The organism is Vermiculatibacterium agrestimuris, from assembly GCF_943193085.1.
Taxonomy (GTDB): domain Bacteria; phylum Bacillota; class Clostridia; order Oscillospirales; family Oscillospiraceae; genus Vermiculatibacterium; species Vermiculatibacterium agrestimuris.
The window spans coordinates 1-8126 of record NZ_CALPCU010000043.1; the positions used below are offsets into that span (position 1 = coordinate 1).

Genomic DNA, 8126 nt, shown 5'->3' on the forward strand with positions numbered 1-8126 from the left:
GGAGCATTTGCTCCGGCGCTTTTTGGCACCCACGAGACGATTCGAACGTCCGACCTACCGCTTAGGAGGCGGTTGCTCTATCCTGCTGAGCTACGTGGGCTTATTGGCGGTTGCTCCGCCGCTTCGCGGCACGAGCTGCCCCTATGTCGCTGCGCTCCAAGGGGCAGCCAGTATCCTGCTGAGCTACGTGGGCATATCAACTCCACCCATTTTATCGCAAGCCGGCGCTGTTGTCAACGGTTCAGGATCGCCTCGCAAAAGCCCATCATGAAATAATTGACAGTATTCACCTTGCCTGTTATAATTCAGTTTGTCAAACTGTTCCAACTAGAAATTTTTAAGGAGGAAGGCACATGAAAAGAAAAATCGCACTGGCTCTCGCGCTTGCGATGGCGGTCTCTCTGGCCGCTTGCTCTAAGCCCGCTGAGCCGACCCCCGGAACGGAAGGAATTTACACTCCCGGCACCTATACCGGTGAGGGCCAGGGCTACGGCGGCACCGTAGTGGTGGAGCTCACCGTGGACGCCAACGCCATCACCGCGGTCACCGTCACCGGCGACAAGGAGACCCCCACCATCGGCGGCGCCCATTTGGAGGAGTTGGCCGAGCAGGTCAAGACCGCCCAGAGCGCTGAGATCGACGGTGTGTCCGGCGCCACCCTCACCTCCAACGGCGTGAGAGAGGCCGCCGCGGCCGCCATCGCCGCCGCCAAGGGCGACTCCAGTGGCTCTAACGGGGCGCTGGGCTATACCGCCGGCACCTATACCGGTAAGGCCGTGGGCTACAACGGCCCTGTGGAGCTGGACGTCACCTTCTCCGACAGCGCCATCACCGACATCGTGGTGAAGACCTCCGGCGAGACCGGCCATGTGGGCGATCCCGCCTATGACATCATGTTTGCCGACGCCATCGCCGCCAACGGCTCCGGCATCGACAATGTCTCCGGCGCCACCTTTACCAGCCGGGCCGTCAAGGAGGCGCTGAACGACGCCGCCCAGCAGGCCAAGGCCACCAATATGGACGCGTTCAAGAAGAACACCGTGAAGCACGAGCCCGGCTCCCCCGTTGAGGGCGAGTGGGACGTGGTCGTGGTGGGCGCCGGCGGCGCGGGCATGGGCGCTGCCGCCCAGGCCGCCCAGAACGGTGACAGCGTACTGGTCATTGAGAAGAACGCGGACATCGGCGGCAACACCCTGGTCTCCGGCGGCGCGTTCCAGAGCGTGATGCCCTACCTGTGCTGGGATCCCGCCAACCCCGACGCCACCACCGGCGAGTACAAGGGCCAGACCTATGACAAGGTCAAGGCGGGCGGCGGCTCCATCGCCACCCTGCGCATCATCGCCAACTGGTCTGAGGAAGCGTTCGACGCGGATTACTACAAGGATCACGAGTATGTGGCCGGCGACATTGAGGAGCTGAGCAAGCACGGCGTCCACGCCGACTTCCTGCCCACTCTCCAGGCGCTGAAGAAGGAGATCAAGACCTACCTGAACTGGGCCGATCCCAAGCTGAAGGCGGGCACCGCCGAGACCCAGCTGCCCCTGTTCTCCACCGTGAACCTCCATATCTTCCAGACCTATTACGGCGGCCTGCGCCAGAGCTCCGACAAGAACGAGTGGATCTACGGCAACGTGGATCTGGTCAAGCAGTTCATCGAGGACGGCCAGGAGCTGAAGTCCTGGCTCCAGGATCAGGGCGCGCTGTTTAACGACGCCGACCAGTCCACCCTCATCGGCGCTCTGTGGTGGAGAGAGAACTCCTTCTCCGGCGGCGACATGGACGGCGACGGCAAGATGGACATTCCCGCCCAGTACGGCACCTACTTTGCCACCACCCGCAAGACCGTCCTGGAGACCTCCGCCACCGCCAAGGACAACCAGATCATGACCCGCACCACCGCCGAGAACCTGATCGTCGAGAACGGCAAGGTGGTAGGCGTCACCGGCACCATGTATGACGGCACGCCCGTCACGGCCCGGGCCAAGAAGGGCGTCATCCTGGCCACCGGCGGTTACGCCGCCAACATCTCCATGGTCATGGAGACCAATAAGTACTGGGATCCTGACTTCATCACCGCCTCCACCAAGACCACCAACCGCAGCTCTCTCCAGGGCGACGGCATCAAGATGGGCGAGGCCGTGGGCGCCGCCACGGTGGGCGAGGGCTGGACCCAGCTCATGCCCATCGCCTGGATCGACAACGGCAACCTGTCCTTCGGCGCTGGCAACTACGCCGCCTATATCAACCCCACCACCGGCAAGCGCTTCGTCAACGAGGCCGCCGAGCGTGACGTGCTCTCTCTGGGCGAGCTGCGCAACGGCATCGAGGTCAACGGCACTCAGGGCGTGTTCCTGGAGTTCTCTAACGCCGAGACCGTAGTGGGATTCCCCTATCCCTACGACACCTATGTGAAGCCCGGCGTGGAAGAGGGCGCCACCACCGGCAAGACCCAGATCGACAACCGGGTCTACTTCTGCACCAGCCCCGACGAGCTGCAGAAGGTGCTGGACGAGTTCGGCATGAAGGCCGATCCCAAGGTCATCTACGAGACCCTGGAGGCCTATGACAAGGCCGTCATGGCCGGCGAGGAGCCCCCCGAGGTCAAGAAGGAGAACCCCACCAAGCTGGTGGGTACTGCCGAAGTGGACGAAAACGGCAAGTACAAGGCCGACACCTATAAGCTGGAGGGCGAGCTGCTGCGCATCCGGGTCATGGCCCCCTCCACCCACCACACCATGGGCGGTCTGGCCATCGACACCCAGCGCCACGTGCTGGACGACAGCGGCAGCATCATCCCCGGCCTCTACGCGGCCGGTGAGGTCACCGGCGGCATCCACGGCGGCAACCGCCTGGGCGGCAACGCCATTGTGGAGATCTTCGTCTCCGGCCGCACCGCCGCCAACGCGGTGGACGCCGACAACAAGTAAGTATCCCGAACCAAGAGCTGAAAAAGCGCCCCCCGGCCTCTGCCGGGGGCGCTTTTTTGCCGGGAGGAAGGGCCTTGTCAACGGCGCAAAACCGTTTTATAATGAGGAAAAACAGGAAGGGAGAGGGACGTTATGTTTGACTCCATTTTATTTGACCTGGACGGCACGCTCTGGGACGCGGTGCCCGAGATCACCCTGTGCTGGAACCAGGCCATCCGGGAGGCGGGGGTGGAGCGGCCGCCGCTGACGGTGGAGGAGGTGCGCTCCTGCATGGGCATGCAGATCGCCGACATTGCCGCCCGCCGCCTGCCGGGCCTCACCTGGGAGCGGCAGCAGGAGGTCATTGCCGAGTGCTGCCGCATCGAAAACGAGTACCTCTCCGCCCACGGGGCAGCGGTCTATCCCGGGGCGGAGGAGACCCTGAAGGAGCTGTCCCGGACGTGTAAGCTCTTCGTGGTGAGCAACTGCCAGGACGGGTACATCCAGTCCTTTTTCGCCGGAACCGGCCTGGGGAAATACTTCACCGGTTTTGAGTGCGCCGGACGCACCGACAAGCCCAAGGCGGAGAACATCGCCCTGGTAGTGCGGCAGTACGGGCTGAATGACCCGGTCTATGTGGGGGACACCGCCCTGGACGCCAAGTCCGCCGCGGCGGCGGGGGTGCCCTTCATCCACGCCGCCTACGGCTTCGGAACGGTGGAGGGCGCGCCCCGGCTGGAGAAGCTGTCCGACCTGCCGGAGCTGGCGCGGAAATTGTCGAAATAAGTCGAAACAGAGAAAGTCGCCGGAGGAATATCCTCCGGCGACTTTTTGTTCTGCACTCAGGATCCGGCCTGCTCCTTGGGCTCCGCCCCGTCCAGGTACTCCTCCAGCACCTTCAAAATCAGGTTGGACACCGCTCGCCGCTCCCGCTGGGCCTGTGCCTCCAGGCGGGCCTTGAACTCGCTGGTGACACGAAAAGAAATTTGAGTATCCGTCTTTGCCATAAAACCCGCCCTCCTTTGTTTACCATTGTATAGCAAAGTTTATCAAGAGTGTTGACAAACAATATAAGACTTTGCTGTGCTATATATGTCATAAAGGGAGATGAATTGCCGATGTTCATAGAGGATCCGGTGGAGCGGGGCGTGAAACAAGCCTTCCGCAAATCTTTTGACGGCGGCCTGATGTTTCGTGAGGCACAGCCCTTCGAACGCAGTGAGTTTGCTCACTTGGAGGAATATCAAACACTGGGGGCGAAATACCGGGCGTCGCTGGCCGCGCTCAAAGGTGATGGACGCCATAGATACTATGGATATCCCGGATACCCCAGATACCCCGGACGACAAGTAAAGGGCAAAAACAGCGGGCGCCTGGAGGCTACCTCCAGGCGTCCTTTTTTCCGCCGGGGGGAATTTTTCCGGCCCCGGTTTACAACCCGGTGGAAATCCAGTATAATAAGGAACGCCGATTTTCAGGAAAAATCAAGTCCAAATGGTAATTATAGGGCTGATTATAACAAAACGTATCACAAAATGGAGTGATATCCTTGCCAAAATACGAAAATGAGATCGCCCGGCGGCGCACCTTTGCCATCATCTCCCACCCGGACGCGGGCAAGACCACCCTCACGGAGAAGTTCCTTCTCTACGGCGGAGCCATCGCCCAGGCGGGGCAGGTGAAGGGGAAGAAGAACGCCCGGGCGGCCACCTCCGACTGGATGGAAATTGAGAAGCAGAGGGGCATCTCGGTGACCTCCTCGGTGATGCAGTTCCAGTACGAGGGCTTCTGCGTCAATATTCTGGACACCCCGGGCCACCAGGACTTCTCCGAGGACACCTATCGCACCCTTATGGCCGCGGACAGCGCCGTCATGGTCATCGACGCCGCCAAGGGCGTGGAGGCCCAGACCCGGAAGCTCTTTAAGGTCTGCGCCATGCGGGACATCCCCATCTTCACCTTTATCAACAAGCTGGACCGGGAGGCCCGGGATCCCTTCGAGCTGTGCCAGGAGCTGGAGCACGAGCTGGGCATCGAGACCTGCCCCATGAACTGGCCCATCGGCTGCGGCAAGGAGTTCCAGGGGGTCTATGACCGGGAGAAGGGCCAGATCATCCACTTCACCTCCAACGGCGGAGCCAAGGCGGCCACCGCCACGGCGGTGGCTCTGGACGACCCCGGCCTGGATGGGCTCATCGGGGCGCGGCTCCACGCCCAGCTCTCCGACGACGTGGAGCTTCTGGATGGGGCCGCCGCGGAGTTCGACCTGGAGAAGGTGCGCCACGGCAAGCTCTCCCCGGTGTTCTTTGGCTCCGCCCTCACCAACTTCGGCGTGGAGCCCTTCCTGGAGGGCTTTCTCAAAATGACCACGCCCCCCCTGCCCCGGCTGGCGGGGGAGACGGTCATCGACAGCATGGAGGACGACTTCTCCGCCTTCGTGTTCAAGATCCAGGCCAATATGAACAAGGCACACCGGGACCGCATCGCCTTCATGCGGGTGGTCTCCGGCCGGTTCGAGGCGGACAAGGAGGTCTACCACGTCCAGGGGGGCAAGAAGCTGCGCCTTTCCCGCCCCCAGCAGCTCATGGCCGCCGAGCGGGAGATCATTGAGGAGGCCTACGCCGGGGACATCATCGGCGTGTTTGACCCGGGCATCTTTGCCATCGGGGACACCCTGTGCGTCCCGGGGAAAAAGTTCCAGTTCGACCCCATCCCCACCTTCGCCCCCGAGCACTTCCGCCGGGTGCGGCCCCTGGACACCATGAAGCGCAAGCAGTTCCTCAAGGGGGCGGAGCAGATCGCCCAGGAGGGCGCCATCCAGATGTTCAAGGCCCCCTACACCGGCATGGAGGAAATTATTGTGGGCGTGGTGGGCACCCTCCAGTTCGACGTGCTGGAGTACCGGCTGAAAAACGAGTACGGGGTGGACATCTTTATGGAGGGCCTGCCCTACGAGTACCTGCGCTGGATCGAGACCGAGGACGGGGAACCGTGTAAGGAGGAGGATCTGATCCTGGGCACCGACACCAAGCTGGTGGAGGACTTCAAGGGCCGGCAGCTGCTCCTCTTCGGCTCCAAGTGGGCGGTGAACTGGACGGGGGAGCGCAACCCCCGGCTTAAACTGTCTCCCTTCAGCCAGGCGGGAGAGGATCAGGTCTAAAGCGTGTGAAAAAGCCCCGGAGGATATTCCTCCGGGGCTTTCCTGTGTTCAGAGCCGCTCCAGCACGTGGATGCGGAACTGGCCGGTGAGGGAGAGGGTATTCAGCTCCGCCAGCCGCCGCGCGCCCTCCTTGGGGGTTTTCCAGCAATAGGGGGTCATGCGGTAGAGGTCGGCGATGGCCTGGGGGCCGGGCAGGGTGAAGGAGGTCTCCACCGGAACCACCTCGATATAGCGGAAGCCGGAGTATTCCTCCCGCTTTTCCTCGTTTTCATAGGGGTTTTCGTACAGCACGGACTTCAGCTCCCACAGGTGCCGGGGGCCGGGGACAACGTAGAGGAATATTCCGCCCGGTTTCAACACTCTGTAAAATTCCTCCAGGCCCAAAGGGGAAAAACAGTCGGTCAAAACATCCACCGACCCGTCCCCCAAGGGCAGGTGGTAGACCGAGGCCACGGCGATCTCCCCGTTGGGGCACTGCCTGGCCGCCTTTTTCACGGCGGGCTTGGACAGATCCACCCCCGCCGTCCGGCCGCCCCTGGCGGCGGAAACCTGGGCCAGAGCGGCGGTGTACCACCCCTCGCCGCAGCCCGCGTCCAGCAGGGCGGGGCGTTCCGGAGCGTACCGCTCCACCAGGGCGCACAGGGCCTCCCGCAGGGGGGAATACCAGCCACCGCTCAAAAAACGGGTGCGGGCGGCGGTCATTTCCCCGTCGTCGCCTGGGGCCTTGGAGTGCTGCCGGTTGGCGGGGAGGAGGTTCACATAGCCCTCCCTGGCGATATCAAAGCTGTGACCGCCGGGGCAGGCGTACCGCCCCGCCTCCCGGCATAGCCCCTCCCCGCAGATGGGGCAGGCAAATAAGGAATCCACGGGGCAAGCCCCCTTTCTGTGGGAAAGTATACCACACCGGGGCGGGGGGAGGCAAGGGCGGCAGTTAAAGTAGGGCGATGGAGTAGGGACAGCCCTTTCTCTTCAGGTCGGCCTCCAGCTCCTCCAGGGTATCGCGGTGGCCCTTCCGGCTGACCAGGCAGAAGAGGATGGCCTCATCCCCGGGGTGCATAGCGCAGACGCCGGGGTGGGACATACTGCCGCTGAGGGCCCCTCCGCTGGGCCAGCGGGGGAAAATATCGTGGTAATAAAAGTCGGTGGAAAAGACGACGTTGGGCTCCTGGGCCTCCTGCTCCGCCATGCGCTGGGCCAAGCGCCGCTCCAGCCTGGGCATCCGGCTGGGGGGCACCGTTCCACAGGCCAAGAGCCAACACATTTTATGATCCACATCAAGCCCTCCTTTTCGTATTACGGTTGCAATGCATATTTATATCACAAACTGCAATACATTACAAGTTACAAATGTGTTGCGGGTGATGATATGGTAAGAAAAAGAAAGTTTAAGATTCCGGCAATTCCACCGACAACCTCAAAATGTGTTCGGTTCCCCAATGATATCATTGAAAAGGTAGAGGAGGCGATCCGGGGCAAGGATTGTACCTTCTCCGCCTTTGTCATTGAGGCCACCCGGCTGGCTCTTCTGGACTTGGAGGAAGAGGAAGCCGCTGACCAGACAGAGTGAAGACGGGAAAGCTCCTTTTGCAATTTGCCATTCCCAGTACCCTGGCCACCATCCTGGGCCAGTTCGTCAGCTTCCTCATCTGTGCGGCCTACCTTTGGAGAAGCCGGGTCTTCCGGGTGAAGCCCTCCGACTTCCGCCCCAGCTGGACTTATCTCAAGCCTGTCCTGCCCCTGGCCTTTATCCGCCTGTTCGGCGCAGGGGATGACGTGCTCTACGTCACCTTCGCCGTCTACTGCCTGCGCATCTATCTCTCTCTGCTCATCTTCACCTGCCTGCAGAAGGCCGGCGCCATGTTCCTCCAGTCCATCGGCCACGCCAAGACCGCCGTCCCCCTGTCCATCCTGCGGGACGTGCTCCTCATTGTCCTCTCCCTCGTCATCCCCACCCGGATGGGGGTGACGGGTATCTTCTGGGCGGCCCCCGTGGAGAAAGAACACCTGGCATAATTGGAATAGAAGAAAGTGAGGGCGCAGCCGGTGGCGCCCAGGCCCTT

General features: G+C 62.0%; 9 protein-coding genes and 1 tRNA gene. 6 read left to right on the plus strand and 4 right to left on the minus strand.

Annotation, left to right across the window (positions count from 1 at the left end; genetic code table 11):
- Positions 1-23 precede the first annotated feature (23 nt).
- Positions 24-100 (minus strand) — tRNA-Arg (locus NFR87_RS10020).
- A 253-nt stretch (positions 101-353) separates the two neighbouring features.
- Between NFR87_RS10020 and NFR87_RS10030 the strand changes: the two genes are divergently transcribed.
- Together NFR87_RS10030 and NFR87_RS10035 are read left to right on the plus strand one after the other, a co-directional pair.
- Positions 354-2927, plus strand: coding sequence for an FAD-dependent oxidoreductase (locus tag NFR87_RS10030; RefSeq protein WP_277613139.1), 2574 nt, complete (start codon positions 354-356; stop codon positions 2925-2927).
- Positions 2928-3059: 132 nt separating this feature from the next.
- Positions 3060-3692, plus strand: coding sequence for an HAD family hydrolase (locus NFR87_RS10035; RefSeq protein WP_251449307.1), 633 nt, complete (start codon positions 3060-3062; stop codon positions 3690-3692).
- A gap of 56 nt (positions 3693-3748) precedes the next feature.
- Here the strand turns inward: NFR87_RS10035 and NFR87_RS10040 are convergent, their stop codons facing one another.
- Complete coding sequence (locus NFR87_RS10040; RefSeq protein WP_251449309.1) at positions 3749-3913, minus strand: hypothetical protein; 165 nt, start codon at positions 3911-3913, stop codon at positions 3749-3751.
- A gap of 111 nt (positions 3914-4024) precedes the next feature.
- Between NFR87_RS10040 and NFR87_RS10045 the strand changes: the two genes are divergently transcribed.
- Positions 4025-4450, plus strand: a complete 426-nt coding sequence (locus NFR87_RS10045; protein WP_251449311.1) for a hypothetical protein — start codon at positions 4025-4027, stop codon at positions 4448-4450.
- Between the two features lie 5 nt (positions 4451-4455).
- Positions 4456-6066 carry a peptide chain release factor 3 gene (locus tag NFR87_RS10050; protein ID WP_251449313.1) on the plus strand — a complete coding sequence of 537 codons (1611 nt, stop codon included), beginning with the start codon at positions 4456-4458 and terminating at the stop codon, positions 6064-6066.
- 48 nt (positions 6067-6114) lie between these two features.
- Here the strand turns inward: NFR87_RS10050 and NFR87_RS10055 are convergent, their stop codons facing one another.
- Together NFR87_RS10055 and NFR87_RS10060 are read right to left on the minus strand one after the other, a co-directional pair.
- The gene (locus tag NFR87_RS10055) at positions 6115-6933 is read right to left on the minus strand and encodes a putative RNA methyltransferase (protein ID WP_251449315.1); all 819 of its coding nucleotides are present in this window, start codon (positions 6931-6933) and stop codon (positions 6115-6117) included.
- Between the two features lie 64 nt (positions 6934-6997).
- Complete coding sequence (locus NFR87_RS10060; RefSeq protein ID WP_251449317.1) at positions 6998-7339, minus strand: hypothetical protein; 342 nt, start codon at positions 7337-7339, stop codon at positions 6998-7000.
- On the opposite strand from NFR87_RS10060, the gene NFR87_RS10065 reads away from it, so the two are divergent.
- A complete protein-coding gene (locus NFR87_RS10065) occupies positions 7331-7633 on the plus strand; it encodes a YlcI/YnfO family protein (RefSeq protein ID WP_251449319.1) in 303 nt (100 codons plus the stop codon). The genes NFR87_RS10060 and NFR87_RS10065 overlap by 9 nt on opposite strands.
- Before the next feature lie 17 nt (positions 7634-7650).
- Positions 7651-8079 (plus strand): MATE family efflux transporter, encoded by a 429-nt coding sequence (locus NFR87_RS10070; RefSeq protein WP_251449321.1) that lies wholly within the window; start codon positions 7651-7653, stop codon positions 8077-8079.
- Positions 8080-8126 lie beyond the last annotated feature (47 nt).

Coding starts and splice junctions, on each gene's coding strand:
- NFR87_RS10030 (WP_277613139.1), top strand. CDS start 354: ATGAAAAGAAAAATCGCACTGGCTCTCGCGCTTGCGATGGCGGTCTCT.
- NFR87_RS10035 (WP_251449307.1), top strand. CDS start 3,060: ATGTTTGACTCCATTTTATTTGACCTGGACGGCACGCTCTGGGACGCG.
- NFR87_RS10040 (WP_251449309.1), bottom strand. CDS start 3,913: ATGGCAAAGACGGATACTCAAATTTCTTTTCGTGTCACCAGCGAGTTC.
- NFR87_RS10045 (WP_251449311.1), top strand. CDS start 4,025: ATGTTCATAGAGGATCCGGTGGAGCGGGGCGTGAAACAAGCCTTCCGC.
- NFR87_RS10065 (WP_251449319.1), top strand. CDS start 7,331: ATGATCCACATCAAGCCCTCCTTTTCGTATTACGGTTGCAATGCATAT.